24 protein-coding genes are annotated in these 22,923 nt (G+C 53.6%); 7 read left to right on the top strand and 17 right to left on the bottom strand.

Features of this window, described 5'->3' with window-relative positions; translation table 11 throughout:
- Position 1: 1 nt before the first annotated feature.
- From ACR0IP_RS20130 to ACR0IP_RS20070, 13 genes are all read right to left on the bottom strand, one after another.
- A complete protein-coding gene (locus tag ACR0IP_RS20130; RefSeq protein ID WP_480527518.1) occupies positions 2–1,987 on the bottom strand; it encodes an ABC transporter permease in 1,986 nt (661 codons plus the stop codon).
- A complete protein-coding gene (locus ACR0IP_RS20125) occupies positions 1,987–3,006 on the bottom strand; it encodes a betaine/proline/choline family ABC transporter ATP-binding protein (RefSeq protein WP_170642929.1) in 1,020 nt (339 codons plus the stop codon). The genes ACR0IP_RS20130 and ACR0IP_RS20125 overlap by 1 nt, the downstream gene beginning before the upstream one ends.
- 75 nt (positions 3,007–3,081) lie before the next feature.
- Entirely contained in the window at positions 3,082–4,035 is a 954-nt protein-coding gene (locus tag ACR0IP_RS20120) for an ABC transporter substrate-binding protein (protein ID WP_170642930.1), read from the bottom strand.
- A 67-nt stretch (positions 4,036–4,102) separates the two neighbouring features.
- A complete protein-coding gene (locus tag ACR0IP_RS20115) occupies positions 4,103–5,437 on the bottom strand; it encodes a flavin-containing monooxygenase (RefSeq protein WP_170642931.1) in 1,335 nt (444 codons plus the stop codon).
- A complete protein-coding gene (locus ACR0IP_RS20110) occupies positions 5,434–5,727 on the bottom strand; it encodes a DUF1330 domain-containing protein (RefSeq protein ID WP_480527516.1) in 294 nt (97 codons plus the stop codon). The genes ACR0IP_RS20115 and ACR0IP_RS20110 overlap by 4 nt, the downstream gene beginning before the upstream one ends.
- A 1-nt stretch (position 5,728) precedes the next feature.
- Entirely contained in the window at positions 5,729–6,319 is a 591-nt protein-coding gene (locus ACR0IP_RS20105) for a hypothetical protein (protein ID WP_480527515.1), read from the bottom strand.
- Positions 6,316–7,164 (bottom strand): carbon-nitrogen hydrolase family protein, encoded by an 849-nt coding sequence (locus tag ACR0IP_RS20100; RefSeq protein ID WP_480527514.1) that lies wholly within the window; start codon positions 7,162–7,164, stop codon positions 6,316–6,318. Before ACR0IP_RS20100 ends, ACR0IP_RS20105 begins: the two co-directional genes overlap by 4 nt.
- A gap of 3 nt (positions 7,165–7,167) precedes the next feature.
- Positions 7,168–7,581, bottom strand: coding sequence for a hypothetical protein (locus tag ACR0IP_RS20095; protein WP_480527513.1), 414 nt, complete (start codon positions 7,579–7,581; stop codon positions 7,168–7,170).
- A gap of 13 nt (positions 7,582–7,594) precedes the next feature.
- Entirely contained in the window at positions 7,595–8,959 is a 1,365-nt protein-coding gene (locus ACR0IP_RS20090) for an FMN-binding glutamate synthase family protein (RefSeq protein ID WP_170555555.1), read from the bottom strand.
- A gap of 53 nt (positions 8,960–9,012) precedes the next feature.
- Complete coding sequence (locus ACR0IP_RS20085; protein ID WP_170555557.1) at positions 9,013–9,882, bottom strand: GltB/FmdC/FwdC-like GXGXG domain-containing protein; 870 nt, start codon at positions 9,880–9,882, stop codon at positions 9,013–9,015.
- Positions 9,870–10,802 carry a class II glutamine amidotransferase domain-containing protein gene (locus tag ACR0IP_RS20080; RefSeq protein ID WP_170375236.1) on the bottom strand — a complete coding sequence of 311 codons (933 nt, stop codon included), beginning with the start codon at positions 10,800–10,802 and terminating at the stop codon, positions 9,870–9,872. Before ACR0IP_RS20080 ends, ACR0IP_RS20085 begins: the two co-directional genes overlap by 13 nt.
- Positions 10,803–10,889: 87 nt before the next feature.
- A complete protein-coding gene (locus ACR0IP_RS20075) occupies positions 10,890–12,365 on the bottom strand; it encodes a glutamine synthetase family protein (protein WP_170375234.1) in 1,476 nt (491 codons plus the stop codon).
- Positions 12,366–12,433: 68 nt separating this feature from the next.
- Positions 12,434–13,777, bottom strand: coding sequence for an NAD(P)/FAD-dependent oxidoreductase (locus tag ACR0IP_RS20070; protein WP_170375232.1), 1,344 nt, complete (start codon positions 13,775–13,777; stop codon positions 12,434–12,436).
- 138 nt (positions 13,778–13,915) lie between these two features.
- On the opposite strand from ACR0IP_RS20070, the gene ACR0IP_RS20065 reads away from it, so the two are divergent.
- A complete protein-coding gene (locus ACR0IP_RS20065; RefSeq protein WP_170375230.1) occupies positions 13,916–14,590 on the top strand; it encodes an FCD domain-containing protein in 675 nt (224 codons plus the stop codon).
- Positions 14,591–15,039: 449 nt separating this feature from the next.
- Here ACR0IP_RS20065 and ACR0IP_RS20060 read toward each other — a convergent pair whose 3' ends face one another.
- Positions 15,040–15,762, bottom strand: coding sequence for a type 1 glutamine amidotransferase (locus ACR0IP_RS20060; protein WP_480527511.1), 723 nt, complete (start codon positions 15,760–15,762; stop codon positions 15,040–15,042).
- Between the two features lie 243 nt (positions 15,763–16,005).
- Here ACR0IP_RS20060 and ACR0IP_RS20055 point away from each other — a divergent pair, with 243 nt between their 5' ends.
- Positions 16,006–16,743, top strand: a complete 738-nt coding sequence (locus tag ACR0IP_RS20055; RefSeq protein WP_170375226.1) for a DUF1194 domain-containing protein — start codon at positions 16,006–16,008, stop codon at positions 16,741–16,743.
- A 328-nt stretch (positions 16,744–17,071) separates the two neighbouring features.
- On the opposite strand, the gene ACR0IP_RS20050 is transcribed toward ACR0IP_RS20055, so the two are convergent.
- Complete coding sequence (locus ACR0IP_RS20050) at positions 17,072–17,446, bottom strand: cupin domain-containing protein (RefSeq protein WP_170375224.1); 375 nt, start codon at positions 17,444–17,446, stop codon at positions 17,072–17,074.
- A 211-nt stretch (positions 17,447–17,657) separates the two neighbouring features.
- Between ACR0IP_RS20050 and ACR0IP_RS20045 the strand changes: the two genes are divergently transcribed.
- Positions 17,658–18,842: an amidohydrolase gene (locus ACR0IP_RS20045; protein WP_170642939.1), complete on the top strand. Its 1,185-nt coding sequence runs from the start codon at positions 17,658–17,660 to the stop codon at positions 18,840–18,842.
- 106 nt (positions 18,843–18,948) lie between these two features.
- Here the strand turns inward: ACR0IP_RS20045 and ACR0IP_RS20040 are convergent, their stop codons facing one another.
- Positions 18,949–19,209 (bottom strand): hypothetical protein, encoded by a 261-nt coding sequence (locus ACR0IP_RS20040; protein ID WP_480527509.1) that lies wholly within the window; start codon positions 19,207–19,209, stop codon positions 18,949–18,951.
- A 44-nt stretch (positions 19,210–19,253) separates the two neighbouring features.
- On the bottom strand, positions 19,254–20,222 hold the full coding sequence (locus tag ACR0IP_RS20035) for a LysR family transcriptional regulator (protein WP_480527508.1): 969 nt from the start codon (positions 20,220–20,222) through the stop codon (positions 19,254–19,256).
- Positions 20,223–20,411: 189 nt separating this feature from the next.
- On the opposite strand from ACR0IP_RS20035, the gene ACR0IP_RS20030 reads away from it, so the two are divergent.
- The 4 genes from ACR0IP_RS20030 (at position 20,412) to ACR0IP_RS20015 (ending at position 22,913) form a co-directional block, all read left to right on the top strand.
- Positions 20,412–21,032, top strand: a complete 621-nt coding sequence (locus ACR0IP_RS20030; RefSeq protein ID WP_170621328.1) for a class I SAM-dependent methyltransferase — start codon at positions 20,412–20,414, stop codon at positions 21,030–21,032.
- 35 nt (positions 21,033–21,067) lie between these two features.
- Positions 21,068–21,724: a DUF2306 domain-containing protein gene (locus ACR0IP_RS20025; RefSeq protein ID WP_170621329.1), complete on the top strand. Its 657-nt coding sequence runs from the start codon at positions 21,068–21,070 to the stop codon at positions 21,722–21,724.
- Positions 21,725–21,786: 62 nt separating this feature from the next.
- Positions 21,787–22,206 (top strand): DUF6326 family protein, encoded by a 420-nt coding sequence (locus ACR0IP_RS20020; protein ID WP_170621330.1) that lies wholly within the window; start codon positions 21,787–21,789, stop codon positions 22,204–22,206.
- A gap of 29 nt (positions 22,207–22,235) precedes the next feature.
- Positions 22,236–22,913, top strand: coding sequence for a methyltransferase domain-containing protein (locus ACR0IP_RS20015; RefSeq protein ID WP_480527506.1), 678 nt, complete (start codon positions 22,236–22,238; stop codon positions 22,911–22,913).
- Positions 22,914–22,923: the final 10 nt, after the last annotated feature.

Here is a 22,923-nt window from a genome sequence, read left to right as displayed (position 1 = left end):
ATCACCCGAGCCCAAGTACTTTTTTGCGCCTCTCGGCCCACGCCATGACAGCCAGATCAAATGTCAGTGCCATAAACGCAACGTTCATCCCCAGTACGATGTTCTTACCAAGCTCAGTGCCAGCCAGCGTCCGCTGCAATTCCTGACCTAGGTCCTGGGTCCCAATGAAGGCGGCAATGATCACCATGAAGAAGGCGAACATTATTGCCTGATTAAATCCTACTGCCATAGTCGGCAGGGCCATTGGCAACTGAACCGTCCATAGCTTCTGCCGACGTGTCGCGCCGGACATATCAGCCGCTTCGGTTATTTCTGGCGGAACTGTGCGCAACCCTTCAATCGTGTATCGCGTTAGCGGAACAGTAGTGAAGATTACTATCGCAAACACAACCGCAACGTCATTAACGCCGAACAGCATAATAGCTGGGATAAGGTATATGAAACTGGGGAATGTCTGCGCAGTATCACAAGCCAGCAAGATACGGTTTGACCACTTTGCGGACCGCGCAGCAAATATACCCAGGGGGATACCGATCAACATTGAAATTATGACGGCAGAGATCACCGTATAGAGCGTGATAACGGAACGGTCCCACCAGCCCGAAAGCGCGACAAGTGTAAAGAAAACGAACCCATAAATAGCGGGCCGCTTGCCACCAAGCCAATACGCCAGCGCAGTAATCAGCAAAATGAACGCGGGTGTTGGAATCCAAAGCAGCGAGTTTCGGAATGGTATCAGAACTTTGACATTTAAGAACCAGCGCAACCATTCAGTCACGGCATTCACGGCATCTATTGCCAAAAAACCCTTAATTAAAGCGTCAATCTCTTTTCCTTTAGAGAATGATTGACGTCGGCCGATTTCGGCAAAGACATCAACGAATTGCGCGATAATACAGAACACGGAAAAGACGGCTAGACCGACCAAGAAGTAAGCATGTTGCTTCCACCAAGGGGTACCTTTCTCAAAGTGCTCCGGTTGTTTGACAACCCACGCCTTTGACAATCGATCGAGCATTATTGCGAACAAAACGATGGTCACACCGATCTCAAAAGAACGGCCGAGTTTGAAGCTGCCCATCATGGCCAGCAACTTTGCTCCGAGGCCTGGCATTCCAATAAACGCCGTCAGTACAACCATTGCGAGACACAGCATGATCACTTGGTTCACACCGACCAATATCTCGGTGCGTGCTGCAGGCAAATAAACACGCGTCAACATCTGCCATCGAGTGCAGCCTGACATCTTTCCCGCCTCGACAACTTCTGAACTGACTTTTTTCAGGCCCAACGTGGTCATCAATATCATAGGTGGGATAGCATAGATGATGGTGGCAACCGCCCCTGCCGTTGGACCAACTTTAAAGAAGATCACCGCTGGCAACAGATAGGTAAAAAACGGAAGTGTCTGAAGCACGCTCAGGATCGGCTTGATCGCGGTATCCACCCAACCGTACTTCCAAGCAGCAATACCCAACAAAAGCCCAAGCAAAAATGCGATCGGAGCCGCGACGACCAATACAGACATGGTCTGCATTGCAATGTCCCATTGGCCGATGAGCGCAGTCCACACAAACGTCCCCCCCGCCAAAGCGGCAAGCCTCCAGCCGCCGAGGTAGTAGCCAAGTACCGCCGCCGCAGCTGCAATTGCCGTCCATGGGATCGGCCCCAGCATGGGCCAGCGGCGTTTTCCATAAAGCAGGTTTGCAGTTGCATCCAAAAGGAACTCAAGTGGTCCCTCCGCGATGAATCTGGTCACATAGATAAGGCCCAAATCATTCTGAACAAAGGCGAAAACAGCGTCCAGTGCCTCTGCAGTTGGCGGGATCATCGCCTCTGAAATCCGCTGTAACCAAGGTGGCAGCACGCCGAATGCATGCGCCATGATAAAAACCAGTGCAGTACCAATCAATGCCAACAAAACCGGATCTCGACGGCCACCATCGTAGGCGCTTGCGCCGACTTCGGAGGCGTGCGTGACGGCCATCAACCAGCCCCCAACAAAAGATCGAGTGCTTCTGAGCGCTGCATTACGCCAACAACTTTTCCAGAATTGTCCGCCACCGGAATCTCTTCGCGGGTTTCGTTAACCAATTGTCGCGCCAGATCCTGAATTGTGGCCTTCGAATCAACCGGTTCGCCTTCCAGTGCATGACCATTTATCGGTCGCGACAAGCCGCGGGCATGAACAACACGCGCTTTGTCGATATCCTCAGTGAATTTCCGGACATATTCGGTTGCGGGGTTCATAACGATCGCGTCTGGCGTATCACATTGTTCGATCGCGCCGTCTTTCATAATTGCGATCCGGTCCGCCAACCGAAGCGCTTCGTCGAAATCGTGGGTAATGAAAACGATCGTCTTACCCAGCATCTCCTGCAAACGCAGAAACTCGTCCTGCATTTCTCGGCGGATCAGAGGATCGAGTGCCGAGAAAGGTTCATCCAAAAACCAGATGTCCGGCTCAATTGCCAGAGATCTAGCAATACCAACACGCTGTTGCTGCCCACCCGACAGTTCGCGCGGGAAATAATCTTCGCGCCCTTCAAGGCCGACCAAGCGCACGACTTCCAAGGCACGTTCGCGCCGCGTGTGTTTGTCTTGCCCACGCATCTCCAATGGAAACGCAACATTTTCCAGAACCGTTCGATGCGGCAACAGGCCAAAGGACTGAAACACCATTCCCATTTTGGACCGGCGCAATTCAATCAGGTCTTTTTCCGCCAATGACATAATGTCCTGACCTTCGACCTCGATGGTGCCGCCAGTAATGTCGTGCAACCTGGAGAAACAACGAACCAGAGTTGACTTCCCGGACCCGGAAAGCCCCATGATAACAAGCATTTCACCTTGACCGACATCTACAGAAACATCTTTGACCCCAGCAATATATCCGTCGGCTCTAATATCGTCGAAACCATGACTCTCCGGCATTGATCGCAGGTACTTTTCTGGTTGAGCCCCAAAAAGCTTCCAAACATTTCTGGCCGAGATTACCGGTGCCATGCCATTCCCCTGTCGTCCGGTCACCTGCCCCCCATGGTCTCGCGGGACAGGTGTGTTTGTCAAATCAGCTAAATATCAGCCCGAACATTCCTGAACCCACGGATCAACAACGTCACGGTTTGCTACAAGCCATTCGACCGCGGCCTCATCAGGTTCCAACTCATCAGTATCCACCAACTTCGCCATTTCAGCGATCTGAGGGTTGGTGAAAGATATCTTTGTCAGCACGCAATACGCTGTTGGCCACTTGTCTTTCATACCATCCCAAGCCGCCTTTTTAAGATAGCCGGTGGCCGGATTACCGCAGTCATAGAGGGCGTCCGGGTTTGGGCCTACTGCAGGATCGGTGTCACAGCCGTCTTCCCAAGCAGGAAACTCAACGAATTCACCTGGCCAGACAGCCTCGGCAAAGTTTGGTGTCCAATTGAACACAACAACGGGTTTCTTTTCAGCCTCTGCAGCACCGATTTCGGCCCAGAGTGCCGCAGCAGAACCCGCGTTCACAACGACAAAGTCCATACCCAGCGCCTCGACCCGCTCCTGCCCGTGTTTCAACCAATCGACCGGGCCATCTAGGTAACGTCCTTTGTCGCCTGTCTCAGCAGTCGCAAACACTGCAGCGCAGTCGTTCAAAGCTTCCCAATCCGGCAATCCGGGGCAAGCGTCCTTGGTCCACATTGGATACCACCAGTCTTCGCGCGTTACGGCGTCATGGTCACCGGCGTCATGCAGCCCTCCTTTGGAAAGCGCCTCGCGGAAAGAAGCGCCGAATGCACCTTCCCAGACTTCAAGCTCTAACGCGACGTCGCCCAGGCGGACCGACTCGTACACAGCCTGACTGTCGGTAGTGACGTACTCAACGTTCAGGTCCATTTCTTCGAACATCTGACCAACGACATTCGACATCACAATTTGGCTGGACCAATTGTGGATCGGGATTACGATCGGATCTTCGCTGTCGGCTGCATGCGCTGCAGCACCCGATATTGCAACCGCACTTGCAGAGGCCAATAAAGTCAGTCTTTTCATTTTCATTCTCCCAGTTGTTTCGGCGATGCCGCTACGCCCGTTCAGGGCGAGGGTATACTCGCCCTGTTCAAGTCTTCAGGTAGTCCTCAAGACTGTCGTCCAGCGCATCCTTCCAGACCGTATGGTGTGGGGGCGCCTTTGTGCCGGTCATTGGGCTGGTGTAGCCATGATCCCGGAATTCCATAATTCCTTGCTTTTTGTGCTTTTTCCATTCGTAGAAAGCCTGGTTTGCTGCTTCGATGTCGAATGAAGGGTAGTCGGTCTCATTGATGAGCTCGCCAGTGTACGCGCCCTGATACGCGATGCAGGCATAGTCATCTTCAAGAGCGTCTTCGTCGGCCTGTCGTTTCTGCCAATCCGCCTCCATTGTTGCGGCATCCGGCAATGCTATGCGGCCCATTATCACGTCCCGCACCCACCAAGCCTGCGCGTCAAACATGTTGAATGTATACCACTGGTCTTGCATGCCCAAATAAAAGAGATCAGGATTTCCTGTGTACACGACACCTTTATAAAGGTCGTTTGCAGCCAGTCGGTTAGCCGTTTTCAATCGCAAATCATCTGGCAGGAATGGGAAATGATGCTTGTATCCAGTGCACAGAATAATCGCATCTACTTCACGAGAGGTTCCGTCAATGAAGTACGCGGTTTTTCCGTCCACTCTCTCCAGCGCTGGAACTTCCGCCCAATTATCCGGCCAATTGAAACCCATGGGCGCTGTCCGATGTGCCACCGTTACTGATTTGCATCCGTACTTCCAACACTGAGAGCCGATATCTTCAGCAGAATAGGATGTTCCTAGGATTAGGATGTCCTTGTCCTTGAACTCCACCGCGTCCCTGAAGTCATGTGCGTGCAGGATGCGACCTTTATAGGACTCAAAACCGGGATAATGCGGTACATTCGGGAAACTAAAGTGCCCTGATGCTACCACTACCTGATCAAAGATCCTTCGCTCTTCAGTATCACTTAGGGCATCACGAACTGTTACTTCAAACCCGTCTTCAACCGTTCGCACATCTCGCACAACGGTGTTGAATTTAATGTACTTTCGGACATCCGCCTTTTTTACCCGGCCTTCGATATAGTCGAACAGGACAGCACGCGGTGGGTAGGACGCAATGGGTTTTCCAAAGTGTTCTTCGAAGGTGTAATCCGCAAACTCCAACCCTTCCTTGGGTCCATTCGACCAAAGATAACGGTACATTGACCCATGGCAGGGGTTGCTGTGCTCATCCAGTCCGGTGCGCCAAGTATATCGCCAGAGCCCACCCCAATCTGCCTGTTTTTCGTAACAGACAATGTCGGGGATTTCCGCGCCTTTTTCGGCGGCTGACTGAAATGCACGTAGTTGTGCAAGCCCAGACGGACCTGCTCCGATAATACAGATACGTTTGGTCATTCTACCCCCTCGACTATGGTTTGAACGCTACTGGAAGCGGACATTCGAAGTGCTTTGGCCTCGGCGTAGTCCGCGAAATGGTACCAGTCGTTTGCAGCCTGATAACTTGGAAATCTAATTACGACGTGCCGATCGCCATGGGGGCTACCCTCATGACTTTCGTTGCGGCCTCCACGCACAAGAGATTCACCGCCGAACTTTTCTACGATCGCCTGAACCATTGCGACATAGGAAGGACACGTCTCAGCGTCTGTCACGCGTATCTGTGCAATGACGTATCCCGGAACCATATCAGCGCACCTCTGGTTCCGATGAACTGGCGTTCCAGTCCGGCTCAAAGCCCAGAACCTCGGTGTCTTCTGGTAAGGCCGGATTGAACAACCGGTTGTGCGCCATAGTCGCCTGATACAGTGGGTTGTTTGATGCCAGTCGCCAGACTTTGCAAGACAGATCAAACACCTGCATGTACGCCTCGAAACGTAGGCGAACCATGTTTGCGTCACGTATGGAGCCTGCCCCTTGTGAACCCGGTGGAAAGGTGGCTGTCAGGATATCTGAGAACTCTGCCGCTTTTTGGTAGTAAGTCGCGGAAAAGAACCGGATCGCCTGATCACGACGCTGAGCCGGATCATTCGTCTTCTTCGCCATGTGCAGCATTTCTGGCGTGACCGAATAACCCGGAGCCTTGTTCAGCAGAGTGATGATGTGCCCAAGCGGTTCGTCTTGTTTTGGCAAATAAAGAGCCGGTGTAATCGCATCATCTGGGCGACCTTGATTGTCGCGCATCGCTATCTGCCTTACTCGGCACTGCCACTTGAGAAACGCAAGGCGCAGCGGCGAAGTAGAATAGCCTTCTCCCAGGACGGTACCCAGTGAACTCATGCGACGTCCTTTTTGATTGTGTCTTCTGTTCGATATGACCTGTCATGAAGTAAGCTGGGAACGCGCGCTGCCGTGGCTTGAACAAGGTCAAGATCCAGTTGGGCGTGGATGACACCGGGAATGTCGCCGCCGTCGGCCAGAACCTCTCCCCACGGACTGATTACAAGTGAATGCCCATAGCTCGCACCGCCACCAGGAACAGGACCGACAGCACATGGGGAAACAACAAATGACGTGTTTTCTATGGCGCGCGCTCGATTAAGAACATGCCAATGCGCTTTTCCGGTAATTTTGGTGAAAGCCGCTGGGCAGCACAGTATTTCCGCGCCTCCCTGAGCAAGATCCCTGAAAAGCCCGGGAAACCGGAGATCATAACAAATCGTGTGACCCACTTTGCACAAAGAGGTCTCGTAAATGCAGGCACGATCCCCCGGCGCTACGGTGTCGCTTTCGCGATAGGTGGCGCCTTCAGCAAGATCTACATCAAACAGGTGTATCTTGTCATAGTACCCCAGAATTTCGCCCAAAGGATCGAGCATATAGCCACGATTGATGATCTTCCCGTCCGGTCCGTCTACAGCGATGGATCCAATGTTCACCCAAACTTTCCGCTCGGCCGCAAATTCTTGCAGTTTGCTCAGTACAAGGTGTTTCGATTCCGGCTGAGATGGTGGGCACAAACGTTTGCCATCTGATGCTAACCCGCCGCAATACTCGGGCAAGAATAGCATTTGAGCACCCGCTCGAACTGCTGCTTCGGCCATCGGCAAAGCCTCGGCCAAAGCACTCTCCATGGTCGGCATGGGCCGGGTTTGGAGGCAGGCGATATTTAGCTGGCGCGGCATGAATTAGAACTTTTTGTAAGCCTTTCTAAGCATGACCAACGGGTGACGGTCGGACATTTGAAACTTCAACAATAGCTCTCGCGCAATCATGTCACGGTCCTGCTGATTGTCGGGAAGTTCGATGCTGTCCGGTATCCGAACCCATCCGTTGATATTTCGGTCAAAGACCGCAGGTTTACCTTCCTCGTAACCCATGTGAATGTCTTCGAGCCAATTCAAGTCGTCCCAGCCCATGAACTCTATGTAGTCCTTGAGGAAAGCCGTGAGCCGGCTGTAATCCGGCACAAGATTCACATCGTATCGGTAGCCAATATGCTGCCCAATTTCTTTCTCACGCTCTGATTCAAGTCCATCCGCATCATTGATGAACTGGTTGACGTCCTTGATTTCAGACCCTCGATACTGTGTTCCGGCCATAGCTCAGGTCTCCTTAAAGGTGATGATAGTCTTCGACGCCGACGGTGTGGCTTGTGCCAGCCAATGGGACTCCGGCCATAGCTGAAGCTTCCATGGTCAGTGCCGCCAAATCTTCAGGCTCAAGCGAATGCAGATGCGTTTTTCCGCAAGCGCGGGCAAACAGCTGCGCCTCAATCGTCAGAGTATGCAGGAAGTTGTAGACACGCTCTGCCGCTTCATCAGGGTCAAGGCGTTGGCGCAGAAGGGGATCTTGTGTTGCTACACCAACCGGGCAACGGCCTGTGTGGCAGTGATAGCAATAACCTGGCTCCGCCCCGATTTCCTCGGGGTAGTTGGCCTCAGGGATGTCCTTGTTACAATTGAGCGCCATCATCGCCGAATGCCCGATCGCGATTGCGTCCGCGCCGAGAGCAATCGCCTTAGCGATATCCGCACCGTTGCGGATGCCGCCAGCGTAGATCAAAGTAATGTCGCCCCGCTTTCCAAGATCATCAATCGCTTTGCGCGCCTGGCGGATTGCGGCCATACCGGGAACCCCGGTATCTTCGGTCGCAAGGTGTGGACCCGCGCCGGTGCCACCTTCCATACCGTCAATGTATATCGAGTCCGGATCGCATTTTACGGCCATTCGCACATCGTCATAGACTCGGGCAGCGCCAAGTTTCAGTTGGATCGGAATTTGCCAGTCTGTCGCTTCGCGTATTTCCTGGATTTTCAGCGCGAGGTCGTCCGGCCCTAACCAATCTGGATGGCGAGCTGGCGAACGTTGGTCGATACCGGCGGGCAACGAGCGCATTTCGGCAACTTGGTCAGTCACCTTTTGCCCCATCAGGTGGCCACCTAGACCAACCTTACATCCTTGTCCAATGAAGAACTCGCAACCATCTGCAAGCACCAGATGGTGAGGATTAAACCCATAGCGCGACTGAATACACTGATAGAACCATTTCGACGAATACCGACGTTCGTCAGGGATCATACCACCCTCGCCCGAGCAGGTGGCGGTACCCGCCATCGTCGCCCCACGCGCCAAAGCAGTTTTCGCCTCATACGACAAGGCACCAAAACTCATGCCTGTTATGTAGACCGGAATATCCAGTTCCAACGGCCTTTTCGCACGCGGTCCGATGACCGTTTTTGTTTCGCATTTCTCGCGATAACCTTCGATAACAAAGCGCGTCAGTGTGCCGGGAAGAAAAGTCAGATCGTCCCAGTGCGGAATTTTTTTGAACAGCGAGAAACCTCGCATTCTGTAACGGCCAAGTTCGGACTTGATGTGAATGTCGTCCATGACCCGCGGCGGGAAAATGAAGCTGTCTCCGATACGGTTCACATCACGATCGAGAACTTTCTTGGTTGGCGGGTTTCCATCTGCCATGTTTTATACCTTTCAAAGGGTTATCGGGCATCCTTGGCGAGCAAGGCCGTCCCTTAGAGGATGAGCTTTTTCTCGTTCGGTTCGAGGTTGTCGTAGTTCCAGAGCTGTTTGCCCGCGACTACTTTGGTAAAGTGATCGACACCGTTGTCTGGCATCATCCCGTACTGGGTGAGTTTTCTCGTCAACCAAGCCTTGTCGAGGTCGGTCAGTTCAGCCTCAACCGCATCGACGCCTAAGGACTGAATATCGCCCCCGATGTAGATCGTGCCGTCGTACATCGAGTCACCGAGGTTCTTTCCGGCATTGCCGCAAACAACCATCCGGCCGCGCTGCATCATGAAACCAGAAAGCGCACCAGTATCACCGCCTACGATGATCGTCCCGCCCTTCATGTCGATGCCAGTACGTGATCCAACAGAACCTCGGCACACAAGATCACCGCCACGAATAGCTGCTCCAAATGTGGACCCAGCGTTTTTTTCCACAATCACTGTGCCGGACATCATATTCTCGCCGCAGGACCAGCCTACGCGTCCATTGATCCGCACGTTGGGCCCATCGATCAGGCCGACCGCAAAGTACCCTGTCGAACCTTCGACGATCAGGTTGAGTTTATTCAGGATCCCAACACCAAGGCTGTGCATGCCGCGCGGGTTCTTGATAACAATGGAACCGTAACCTTCTTCCATCAGCGACCGGATATTTGCATTGACCTCCGTCGCGGTCATCTCGTCGCAATCAAGCTCAGTCCGTTTGTTGAAATCAACGTCAGGTGCCCAGGGATAGGCAAACCGTTCGGTCGCATCCGGGTCGAATTCGATATACATGGACCGCCCTGTTAGCTGATCCGTTGTCATGCCCAAAGCTTTGACCCGTTCCTCTTGGGTCATTCCCTTCAGGTCTGCATCGCTTACGCTTGCCATACGCGAACCTCCTCGTCGTAGGGATCGGTAGTGTCGATTTCATGAGGCAGGATCGCGCGGATCGCGACCTCTTCTGAGGCCATAGCGATTAGGTCGTCGCTCTCGTAGAGGACCAGCGGTTTGGCAGCCATTGTGTCCTTGGCCATGCCCAATTGATCCTTGGTGCAAACAAGATAGGTGAAAACACCATCGATCTCATCAATCGAACGCCTTAGGCTTTCCTCCAGCGTTACGCCGTTGGCAAGGTTGTGCGCTGTGTAGACTGCCAGCAACTCGCTGTCGCAGTTGGACATAAAACGGTGCCCTTTCCGTTCCATCTCGCGACGCATAATCCAGTAGTTTGTAATTTGTCCGTTATGAACGACCGAGACGTCGTTGTACGGGAAGGCCCAATAGGGATGCGCGGATTTGATATCGACGTCGGACTCTGTTGCCATCCGAGTGTGGCCGATACCATGCGTGCCCCGAAAATCACTCAGGCCATAGGCCTCGGCGACAACGGATGCATCGCCGAGATCCTTGATCAGCTCCAAACCGTTTCCAAGCGAGAGGATCTCAACATCATCGATCTCCTCGATGTGTTCCGCCATCTCCCCTGTATTTCCGTCGTGGGTCAAAACATAGCGCAGCGCATAAGGACGTACGCGTTCCTTGTGCTTTACGTTCGCGCCATGCTCTTCAAGGATCGCGTCGACCTGAGCCAGACGCTCTTCCAGAACGTCATGGATGCCGCGACCGCGATCCATGTCCTCTGCTTCCGCAATCTTGACCCGCATCACATAGTCTTCTGCATCTTCGCGATAGACTGCATAGCCGGTTGAATCTGGTCCACGATGCTTAAGCGACTGAAGCATTGCCGTCATCTCACCGCCGACATTCGACGCTCCTTTGAGATGAATTAGTCCAACAATTCCGCACATTTGACCTGCGCTCCTCCTGCAAATTCTTCAACTAGCTGGTTTGATGGTTGGGCTGGCGTCGTGCGAGACTCGCCCAAAAGCCTCCGGTTAAGGCAGGCACTCCATATACATTTCGTTATCCCATTCGGTGACGGTGGACATGAAGCGTGCAAACTCATCGCGTTTGTACTCTTCGTAAAGGCGGTACATCTCGCCCGGCATGCCACGCTTGACCACCTCGTTTGCATCCAGATGATCCAAAGCCTCGCCAAGGGACATCGGAAGCTTCTTCACTTCTTTACCTTCGGCCATCGCCTCATAGATATTGCGTTCTTCAGGCTCACCAGGATCGAGATTGTTATCCAGCCCGTCATCCATGGCCGCCAATAGAGTTGAACCCATAATGTATGGGTTTACCATCGAGTCGACTGAGCGATACTCAAAACGTCCCGGCGCCGAAACGCGAAGGCCAGTCGTTCGGTTCTGAAAACCCCAGTCTGCAAATACAGGAGCCCAAAAACCTGTATCCCACAAGCGCCGATAGGAGTTCACAGTGGAACACCCAATGGCCGTCAAAGCCTGGAGATGGGTGACAACCCCACCGATGGCCTTCAACCCTTCCTTTCCGGGCATCTGAGGATCATCGGTGTCGGGCATGAATGTGTTTTCACCACCCTTCACGTACATGTAGTTTTCTTTCATCCCTGGCAAATCGTCCGGATCGTTGCCGGTGCGAACGAACTCATCTTCGCCGCCTCTCCAAAGACTCATGTTGTGATGACAGCCACTGGCTGAAACACCCATGAAAGGTTTCGTCATAAAGCAGGCGAAGATTCCGTTCTCGCGCGCCACCTGCGCACAGATTTGGCGGTATGTCGTCAACCTGTCGGCGTTGCGCAACACGTCGTCGAACATCCAGTTCAGTTCAAGCTGGCCTGGCGCATCCTCATGGTCGCCTTGGATCATATCCAAGCCCATCTGGCGAGCATATCGGATCACCTGCATGGAAACAGGTCTTAGACTCTCGAACTGGTCGATGTGATAGCAGTATGGTTTTGAAAACCCGTCGCGTGGTTTGCCGTCTTCGTCAAACTTCAGCCACATCATTTCGGGCTCAGTGCCGATCCGCAGCTTTGTTCCATGTTTTTTGGTGAATTCTTCATGCAACCGACGCAGGTTTCCGCGGCAATCTGAAGTAAGATAACCACCCGGATTTTCTTTTTCCTCTCGGTTCCGGAACAATGTGCAATAGAAACGCCCGATCGTAGGAGCCCAGGGCAGTTGCATAAACGTTTCCGGTTCAGGAATGCCTACAAGTTCAGCTGCTTCCGGACCATATCCAAGATAGTTGCCAGCACGATCCGTGAAGAGGTTTACCGTCGCCCCGTAGACAAGCTGGAACCCTTTCTTGGCAACGGTTTCCCAGTGATCAGCTGGGATACCTTTCCCCATGATCTTTCCAGTGACCGACACGAATTGAAGGTAGAGATACTCAATGCCTTTGGCATTGATCATTTCCCGTACCTGCTTGATTTTCTCATCGCGTCCCGGCGCGTCTACAAATCTTTCAAGATCGGTGGCCACTTTCTATCTCCTTGCTGGCTTGACGGAGCACTCTTCCGGCGCTCTTCAATGCGAACTTGGTATTTCTGTTAACTCCACGGATAAGGGCTGTTGGACACAGGGTGCAGTTCACCCTTGGCGAACCGATCAAATCGGAACGGCTCCAGAAGTTCCTGTCGTTCCCCAAGCACTTCGTCCGCAATCAGGTGACCAACACCCAGCATTTTCCAACCGTGGTTACTGTCTGCAATCACTGTGACGTTTTCTCGGAAATGATCGAAAACCGGGAAACTGTCCGCCGTGAAACAGCCGATCCCTCCCGATGCTTCCTTGTGGTACTTTGGCATCATACCTTCATAGCGCGCCTGACAATGGGCGAGTGCACTCACCCACATATGAGCAAATTCATGGCTTGAAACAAATTCCGGAGAAGACGGTCCGTAAGGATCGATTTGCACTTCGTCTACGGGGGTTTCAACTTTGTAGGGGCTCGCCCCTCCCTGGATACCTCCAAAATGCCAATCGGGCTTGTAATAGATGCCCCACATCTCTTCTGTGATAATGGAACCATCGACGGTCGATTTCAGGGGCGCATCGGTATCCACATGTATGACTGGCGCAAGGCTACCGTCATCAGCCCGCCCGATGTTCGGATCAATATTCAGCACGCCTTCTTCAAGTTGCCAAAAGCGCCACATATCTACGCCTTCGTGCACCTCACCTTGCAGATCCTTAACAGTAATCTGGCCGGGCAAGTCGAGCATTGACCAGAAGTTGCGGACCCAGGGGCCAGCACCGATGATGACGCGTTCACATGAAATTTTGCCCTTGTCCGTTTCAACGGCCTGAATCGCACCAGACCCGTTCATGGCTTCGAAGCCGACGACCTCGACCCCGGTAATGATACGGACACCAAGCGCTTCGACCTTTTCCGCAAGTGCGTACATTGTCTTGGTTTGATTAGAAAAACCACCACGCTTTTCGTGCAATACGGATGTTATTTTTTGGGCTTGCCAGTCCCCAAAATAGCCACGCATGTACGACGTGCAGGCGTTTTCACCTTCAATGAAGACGCTTTCATAACCGATCGCCTGCTGCTGTGCATAAATCGACCCCACGTCTTCGCGCATGCTTTCGGAAGATATTTGCATGTAACCGACGGGGTGGTACGATAGCCCTTCTGGATCACTTTCCCAGACATCAACCGAATGGGCCATGAGCTTGCGCATTGCAGGCTGGAAATAGTTGTTGCGAACTACTCCGCAGGCAATCCCAGAAGCTCCTGCAGCGATACCGCTTTTATCCAGAACGACAATGCGGCCCTCAATTTCTTCGCCACGTTCTTTCAACCTTTCAGCCAGCTTCCAAGCCGTAGATATGCCATGGATACCTGCACCGATGATCACGTAGTCTGCATGTTGAGGGAATGCCATGAGTTTCCTCGTCATTGGGTCACGCTAGGAAGAAGAGCCGCACCGCAAACCAAAATCAACAACTTTTGAACCAATAATTGCCTTTTGGGCCAAAAACTGCAAAATTGGTTTATTATTGGACTATAAAATGGATCACAAATGGGAAGACGAAGTTTCTCCGACGTTGCAACAGAGCTGAGACGTGCGATCGAAGAAGGAGAATTTCAGCGATTCGAGCGGTTGCCGCCGTCGAGAGTATTGGCGGAAAAGCTAGGGGTCGCGCGAAACACGCTGCGCGACGCGCTCTACCAACTCGAGAAGGAAGGGTTGTTGGAAACCCGCGCCGGGAGCGGCACTTATGTTACGGCCGCAAAACAGGATGTTGTTCCACCGGCCGTTGAAGAAGCTACTCCATTGGAACTGATCGACGCCCGCTTTGCTTTGGAACCACATATCTGCCGCCTAAGCGTTCTGCACGGTAGGCGAGAAGACTTTGAGGCACTGGAAGCGCTTTGCACACAAATGGAGGCGGCTCAGACCGATCCTGTTTTATTTGCCGAGGCAGACACGGCTTTTCACCGCAGGTTGGCCGCGTCGACGAGAAACAACCTTCTAATTTGGTTGATTAGTCAGATTAATACAGTGCGATCCTTGGACGAGTGGACCCGCATGCGTCATCTCACACTCGAAGAAGAGATTATCCAACAATACAATGCGCAGCACCGCGAAGTTCTCAACGCATTGCGCTCACGTGAACCCGAGCGCGCCGCTGTCAAAATGAAAGAGCATCTAGAAACTGCACGTTTGTCGCTTATGCGTGCAGCGGAAGCGTAGTGCGCTTGCCCAGTCCAAACCTAAGGTCTCTCGGCGCAATCTGCGCCGGAGTATTTGGGGTACTACCCGTTCTTGCGCTGGCAAGTGAATGCGAGACAGTCGACGCGTTGAACCGCTTTACCGCTTCGGGTACGGCACCCGAAGGCGCAGTTTGCGCAACCTATTTATCGTCTTTTTCGACAACCGGAGTTTCCTGTTACTGGAGCCACGCCTATAGGAGCCCTTCCGCAGAAGATCAGGCTTCGGCAATGTGGACCACGCTGACGAAATGCAGAAATGGCAGTCTTTTGAAGCCAGATGAGCAGGTGAACCACCCCGACAGCTACGACCTAAGGGAATGGGCGCATGAAAAAGGTGTGTATGCTATATCTATCAAAGACAAGGCTGGCCAAAACAGAACGCTCGTCTTCCTTCGTTTCGAGCCAGGTCGAGCACAACACTTTGACTGATTACTGAGCCTGCGCAGACGTTTGCATCCAATTGATGTAGAGTCGTTCTGCCATAGCATTGAACTCCGGCATATGCTTAGAAACATCGGCAGCAAGACGTCCGGTAGCGTTCTCGCCCATAGCGTCATCCAATGCTGACCGGTACTCGGGGATTTCGGCCCAATTGGAAACCGTGTCTTTTTCTACTTCGATGTGGAATTGCGTAGAATAGGCACGCGTCCCCCATTTCATCGCTTGAACGGCGCAGTCTGGTGAAGTTGCAAGGCAAGTTGCCCCCGGAGGCATTAGCGTAACTTCCGCCGAATGCCATTGAAGACATGGAAAGCGATCCGGCAAACCATCTAGTATGACGCCAGAAGCTCCTTCCTCGGTAAGCTGAACGTCCATAACACCGATCTCAGGTTTCTCAGATGGCCCCACGCTTCCCCCCAAGGCTTCGGCCAATAACTGATGCCCCAGACACAACCCTAGAAAAGGCAGACCTCTGACTTCTACGGCCTCGCGAATGAAAGCCTTTTCGTCTTTCAGCCATGGATGAGCGTCTTCCTGCCAAACGTCCATGGGACCGCCCATCACCCACAGACCTTCGTATCCGTCCAGTGAAGGCAATTGTTGTTTCTGATCCAGTTCGACCACATCATAACTGTGACCGTCCTCTCTAAGGAAATTGCGGAAAACGCCTGGATGTTCGACGGTCGCGTGCTGCAATACTAGAAGCTTCATAGCCCTTCCTTTTTCAGATCAACTTAATTGTAGAACGATTTTTTCCTGTTGCGAAAGGTCGTGGGTGTTATCCACCAACTCAACAAGTGTCTCCCGGCCACAAACAGACAGCGACAAACACAACCTGCGGTTCGACGTCAAAACGAGTTTACTTTCGTCAAAACCCAGAGGCTTCAAAAAGACCAAAAAAAACCGGTCCATGCAAACCACTAGCTATTGAACAAAAACCTGCGAAGATCGGGCATGCGTAGACTAACCATCCTGGTACTGTATTCATCGTTGCTGATGCCAGCGCTTGTACGAGCAGAACCGTGCCGACTGGCGCTTGTACTTGCGTTGGATGTATCTGGCTCCGTAGACGAAGTTGAATATGCGCAACAATTGAATGGTCTTTCCTACGCACTGAACAACGCCGAAGTACGGGCAACTATTTTGAAGGAACCTGAAACCCCGGTTCACCTTGCTGTCTTTGAATGGAGTTCCCAAAATCATCAGTTTTTGATTCAACCTTGGACAATACTAGACAGTCAGAACGCGATCGACGCCGCTATTGATCGAATTCGGTCGTATCGCAAGAAGCGTGCAGGCTTAAAGACGGCACTTAGCACTGCACTATTGTTTGCAGGCGAACTTCTCGAAGAAAAAAAGGAATGCTGGCAAAAGACCGTGGACGTGTCGGGAGATGGCAAAAACAACATAGGCCCACCTCCTAAGCGCGTTTACGAACTCAATATTTTTACGAACGTAACAGTCAATGCTTTGGTAGTGGGGGATCCGAAGCCAGAAAAAAAAGGCAACGTGGGTGAATGGTTAACTCAAAATGAGCTTCAAAGATATTTTGAGCGTGAGGTTATCCATGGGAGTGCAGCATTTGCAATGATTGCGAATGGATACGAAGACTATGCTCAAGCGATGAAAAGAAAACTAATAAGGGAAACCACCCTACCCGTTTTTGGCCACAGCGGATACCCGCCTCGCTAGACCTTACGTTTGAATGGACTGGCTACTATGGATTTTTCATACGAGATGCTTGGAAAACGGGTGAAAAAGAATTCAACGAACGGCGCATACACAAGTGGACTATTCGTAAATTGCGTCGGGCAACGGCCAGAAACAGGAAATCCGGTGGCAATTGTGACCCGATATCAAAAAGCCTCTGCAGGAGTAGACATTGGTAGATGTTTTGGTCTCAATACACTATCCTAAATGAATAACATGGCCGCACAGTGGATCAAGCTGCCGATCGTTGTTGAGTAAAACCCGTTTTTTTTTGGCGGCGATAACTGCTTTCGCCAAAAATTGACTTGGCCTAATTGTCATTGCCCGGCGCTTTTTCCGCAGCTTCTGCATAGACGGCCACCAAACATCCGGTTTCCGTGTAAGACGAGTGCTCCGTCCCGGCTGCGAGCCAGACGACATCGCCTTGCCTGTAGGTGGTTCCGTCGTTGTCAATCAATTCGCCATCAACGATAAGAAATTCTTCCGCTCCCCCGTGTCGATGGGGTGTCGACCGAGCACCGGGTGCCATTCGGTAGATGTAAAAGCCAACATCTCGTTCTGAGTCGGGATTCAATTGAATGAAATGGGTGCCGGTTTCATTCAATCCTGAAGGATCGTAAGGTGAAAAGGCGGCGTCGTCGTAAACATTGGCGACTTTTCTTTGATTTGGCTTAATGACTTTCATTTGTGCCTCCTTCCATCAACAGTGATCAAACTACATGATGTCTAGGTGTTTTACACTGGGCAAACGGTCCAGGCGCTGTTTGGATAATGATGCCTTCCCAAGGCTCGGTGCGAACAATCACCAAAGTCATGCGAACGACCACAATGCGAACAAAGACGGCTTTGGTTAAAAGCCATTGCTGTTTCGCTGAACGTGACGAAAGATAGATCACATGAACGACTACTCAGTTTCCGCTGAACTCGACGAGACAATGCGTCAATGGCGACAACACCTGCATCGAAACCCTGAATTTGGTTTCGAAGAAGAGGACACCGCACGCTTTGTTACCCAAAGACTACGTGAGATTGGCATCGAGGAGATTGAAACGGCTGTAGGCAACACGGGCGTTGTTGCCACGTTGCGCCTTGGAACCGGCGGCCGCACAATCGCGCTTCGCGCTGATATGGACTGCTTGAAGATCCAGGAAACCACTAATCTGTCCTACTCCTCGGCTAAACCAGGGCTCATGCACGCATGCGGCCATGATGGGCACACCACCATTCTGCTGGGTGCGGCGGCGGTCTTGGCCAGTGAAGGCGGTTTTGACGGTGCCGTAAAATTTGTGTTTCAACCCGCTGAAGAATGGGGTCAGGGAATGAACGCGATGATCCGTGACGGCCTCGGGTCGCGTTTCCCGTTCGACGAGATCTACGGCTTACATAACAAACCCGGATTGCCGGTGGGATCGTTTGAAGTGCGATCCGGGCCTTTCATGGGGGCGGAAGATGGGTTCCGGATCGTCGTGCGTGGTAGTGGTGGACATGCTTCTCGTCCACACGATTGTAAAGATGCAATCTTATGCGCTTGTTCGATTGTGAGCGAACTGCAAACTATCGTGGCTCGGGTGATTGACCCAGCTGAACTTGCTGTAGTCTCCGTTACGTCGATAGAGGGTGACAACGTGAAGAACGCGATCGCCAGCGAGGCCACAATAGAGGGCGATTGCCGTCATTTCAGTGACGACGTTAGTTTGCAGATCGAAGAAACCATGCGCCGTATCGCTGAAGGTACAGCCAAAGCCCATGGTTGCTCTGCCGAGATACGCTACGATCGGGTGTTTATCCCCCTAGTTAATGACGATCGTGCAACTCAGCACGCAATAGTAGCTGCAGAAGCAGTATTTGGACCTGGCAAAACCAACTCTAGAGCGCATCGCATGGGAGCTTCTGAGGATTTCGCACAGGCGTTAAGGTTAGCTCCGGGTGCATTTGTCAATATTGGAAACGGAAATAGCGCCCCATTGCATAGCCCCGAATACGACTTTAACGACGATGCAATCGTGCCGGGCGTCGAGTGGTTCGTGGAATTGGTCCGAAATCGCCTGCCGGTCACGACATCCCAAAACGAAAATGGCTAACTTCCAAGTAGGAAGAAAATGAACCGATCCAATTTGGGCTCAAAGTCGTCATCCGACGGCATTAGCGATTAGACCGGTTCGTGGCGCGGACTTTGCCGCCATCCACTCAGCGCACAACAGTGCCCGCACCCGGCAGCAGCAGACATTTAAGTCGAAAAACGAGGTGATATTGTGCGATGTCTGCTTTCACCGAGACCGGGCATTCAGCAAAATAGGCTTTATGTCCGAATTGCGGACAAAGCTGCCGATAAGTCATTTTGTCGGGATGTGTGACAACGGCCCTAACCAGCCGTTCATCGCGAGATACGTTGCCGCATTGCAGCTTCCCCAAAGCGGACGTTGATCGATTGCGCAGCATTTCCAACATTAGCGTACACTCATCGGACAAAACGAACTCGTGCAAGCGCAGCTTCAATTACTGCCACGCGACCTCACTTGCTCCGGCTCCGGCGCGTGGGCATCTATCAATCGTCGCGCTCCCGACTCCGTGCGACGTCCGACCAAACCTCGGGCGAGCAGGTCGAATACGATCCGGATACGACGGCTGGTCTGTAACTCCCGATGGGTGACCAGCCAGATTGGAAACTCAAGCGAAGGGAAATCCGGCCAGACCTTCTCTATGCCAGGTTCAGCCTCGCCCAACGTTTCGGGCTGCATCGAGACGCCGTAGCCCGCTTTCACCAATTCCCATGCGACGACACCGCTCTCGCTCGACATCACGAAACTCTCGGCGCGAACGGGCACGCCCATGTTGTGCAGTGGGGCCATTAGCCGCTTGGGGTCGGCGTTGCCGACGAAATCGAGGGTGGCCAGATCGCGCGGCGTACGCGGGCGGCCCGCGCGATCGAGATAGTCGGTCGCGGCATAGAGATTGGCGCGAAAGTCGGCTAAGTGCCGTGCAATGAGGTCCGGCTGGTCCGGCCGGACGTGGCGTATCGCGATGTCCGCCTCGCGCTGCGTCAAATTCTGCATCTCACTCGACGCAAGAATGCGGACGCGGATGCCCGGCGCCGTCTGTCTCAACGGCTTGAGCACGCCCGGCAGGATCGCCGCCGACAAGAGGTCCGTACCCGTGACCGTGACCTCTCCGGTGACATCCTGAGATTTGCCGTCGGCCACCATCGAGATGAGCGTCGCAGCCTCGCCCATCGTGCGCATGTGATCAATCAGGTCGCGCCCTGCTTCCGTCAAGGTAAGACCACGGACGCTACGTTCTACCAGCGTGACGCCAAGTGCCTCCTCCAACGCACCGATCTGCCGTCCTATCGTCGGCTGCGTTGTCTTCAGCACGCGCGCCGCGCCGCTGAACGAGCCTTCCTCCGCTGTCGCGAGGAAGGCGCGTACTTGGTTCCAATCGAAGGAGATGGCCTGCCAGTTCATTCATGAGCGTATAGCAGGTGGACGGATTTAGGCAATCGACCTTTCATGAGCGCATGGATGATACCGACTGCGAAACGAGATCGGCCTGGTCTCGGCAATTGAAAGCGACACGATGCATTCCGCAGTTTCTTACGACTGGCGCATCCGCGTTGCTTCAAACCTGACATGCAACACGCAAAGGAAACCGACATGACTGCCCAAGCCTTCTGGGACCGGCATGCGCCCAAGTACGCAAGAAAGCCCATCGCCGATGTCAGCGCCTACGAAGAAAAGCTGGAATGCGTCGCTGCGCTTCTTCGATCGACCGATCGCGTTCTTGAAATCGGCTGCGGGACAGGCGGCACGGCGAGCAAGATCGCGCCTGTCGTCGCTCATGTGACCGCAACCGACCTCTCTGTCGAGATGATCCGGATCGCCCGGTCACGATCAGGCGGAGATGCCGCGGGAACACCAGAGTTCCTTCAGGCGGAGGCGGCGCAAGAAATTCCTGGCCAACCATTCGAGGTCATTTGCGCGTTCAACCTGCTTCACCTGGTGGATGACATACCCACCGTGCTGGATGCAGCATTCCACCAAATGAAACCCGGCGGTCACCTCATATCAAAGACGGTTTGTCTGAAGGACGCGCCGCGTTGGATGCGAGCCATGGTTCGCCTGCTCATGGCCGTGCGGATCGCGCCTAATGTGATCATCTTGAGTCGCGCTGAATTGACCCGGCACTTGATCCGGGCCGGGTTCGAAATCGAGCAGACACGGTACTTCGGAAAGAACCGACTGAGCCCCTTTATCGTCGCGCGCAAGCCCACCTGAGGCAGACCGACACCCTTGTTCTGAGAGACCGAAGCATGCACTTTATCAGCCGTCGCGAATGGGCGTTCCTTGCCCTCGTGTTCCTCTACTCTTTCATTCCGGCAGTCGTCGGGCTGGTCCGGCTTCCGGAACTTCTCGGCGCTCCGGCGATCATCCCGCCGAACCCGCGTGCGGTGATCGATCCCCTCCCGATCACGTTGCATATCCTCGGTAGTTCAGTTTTCTGCCTTGTGGGGGCTGTGCAGTTCCTGCCGAGCCTGAGGCGCTACCGCGCCGCCCTGCACAGGACCCTCGGGCGGATCGTGGCGGCAGCGGGATGCGTCAGCGCACTCACCGGTCTCTGGATGACCGTGGCCTTTGCATTTCCCGGCGCCCTGCAGGGACCACTGCTTTACGCGGCAAGGGTCACGCTCAGCCTCGCGATGGTCGCCCTTATCGCATGGGCGATCGTCGCGATCCGGTCGCGAAACGTCGCCGCGCACCGTGCAGCGATGCTGCGCGCCTATGCCATCGGCCAAGGGGCCTCGACGCAGACCGCGCTCTTTCTGGTCGCGATGGCCCTCTTTGAAACCGAACCGCTGGGGTTTTCACGAGACCTCCTGATGGTTGGGGCGTGGGCCTTCAACCTTGCGATTGCGGAACTCCTAATCCGCCGCGCCTTTGCGGCGCGCACATCCGGTGCCGTGATCTGAACCCGACCGTGCTCCCGGCCTGATACCGGCAAACTCCAGAAACAAAGAAAGAAGAAACCGAAATGAGACGGCTCGATCGCCATATTCTTCTGTCGGCTCTGTGGCTGTTCATACTGCTCAACATCATCTTTCGCGACATTCACCAGTTTGTCCTCGCGTCCCATATCGAGATGCTGCTGACAGGCCATTACAACGGCATCGAGATCACTGAAGGGCTGATGCTTTTGGGCGGTTTCCTCGTCCAAGTGCCGATTGCGATGGTGCTCTTTTCGCTCCTGCTAACCCGCAGGATCGGCCGCCCTGTCACCTTTCTTGCAGCTATCGTCATGGCGGGTACGCTCCTTTCCTCGCCCCCCACCGACATGGATGACACCTTTCACCTCGTCATCGAGATCGTGGCCCTAGTGGCAATTCTCTGGACCGCATGGATGTGGCCCGAGCACGAACACACCGCGCCGCAATCCGACGCAAGTTCTTCGTAAAAAACGTGTGCGCACCGCGGACACTATGAATGAGCAATAGGACCAAAGAGATGTTGGCAGAAACGCCTATAAGCGATGCGGTTGATCTTTATGACAAACTCGCACCTCGTTATGACAAACTTCATCATCGCTGGCTGCGTCATGCAGGCGGTGAGGCGCAGGCCGCTCTGGAAGGCCTGGTGCGTGCACTTGCGACGCCGAATTCGAAGTTTTTGGATGCTGGCTGCGGCACCGGCAATCTGGCACGTGCATTGATTGCCGAGGGTATGCCCCCGAATTTGATGACCCTTCTCGACCCGTCCGCGGCCATGCTTGCGCGCTGCGCCGACATTCCTGTGCCAAAGATACAAGGACGGTTGGAGTCCTTGCCGTTTGAGGATGGCACCTTCGATCTTGTGACCTGTGCTTGGGCTTTGGAAACCGTCCCCGATCCCTATCTGGCTTTGACTGAGCTTTGCAGGGTTGTTCGAGCCGGCGGCGCACTTTGTCTCGCGTTTTGCGCGGATGAGCCTGCCCGTGGCCTTGCCGACGGCCTGATGCGCCAGGCGCATTTGTTTCGCGGGACCGGCCGATTTATGTCCCGCTCCCGATTGATGCAGGCATTCGAGCGTTTCGAAAATTTTGAAGTGCGGGCAATTCCGAGCCATGGTCCGGCCTCGACCTTACTTGCAAGGCGGTCTGGCGCAGCAACCCAGGTGTCTTTGTAGCCGGGCTTAA

It is taken from the genome of Ruegeria sp. AL11 (genome assembly GCF_056540865.1).
Note: the sequence above shows the minus strand (reverse complement) of the source record. Positions and strands in the feature narration are given on the sequence as shown.